Genomic DNA, 412 nt, shown 5'->3' with positions numbered 1-412 from the left:
GCTCAAGCAGGGCAAGATGGACCGCCTGAACAAGGCGCTGCTGGCGGACAGCACGGCCATCATGGCGGGCTCGCTGCTGGGCACCTCGTCGACCACTGCCTATATCGAAAGCGCTTCGGGTGTGCAGGCCGGCGGCCGGACGGGGCTGACTGCGCTGACGGTGGCCGCGCTGTTTCTGCTGTGCCTGTTCTTTTCGCCGCTGGCCGGTGTGGTGCCGGCGTACGCGACGGCGCCCGCGCTGCTGTATGTGTCGTGCCTGATGTTGCGCGAACTGGTCGACCTGAACTGGGAAGACACCACCGAGGCCGTGCCGGCCGTGCTGACGGCACTGATGATGCCGTTCACCTACTCGATCGCCAACGGAGTCGCGTTCGGCTTCATCACGTACTCCGGCCGGAAGCTGTTCACGGGC

Annotated in this window: 1 protein-coding gene; it reads left to right on the top strand. The window is 66.3% G+C overall.

Going from position 1 to position 412, the window contains the following annotated elements:
• Positions 1 to 412: NCS2 family permease (locus tag I6F21_RS38175; RefSeq protein ID WP_225184441.1), on the top strand; the 412-nt coding region annotated here is incomplete at both ends.

Source organism: Bradyrhizobium sp. NBAIM03 (assembly GCF_020194055.1).
In the GTDB taxonomy this organism is placed as follows: Bacteria; Pseudomonadota; Alphaproteobacteria; order Rhizobiales; family Xanthobacteraceae; genus Bradyrhizobium; species Bradyrhizobium yuanmingense.
This window is presented reverse-complemented; position numbering and strand designations above follow the sequence as displayed.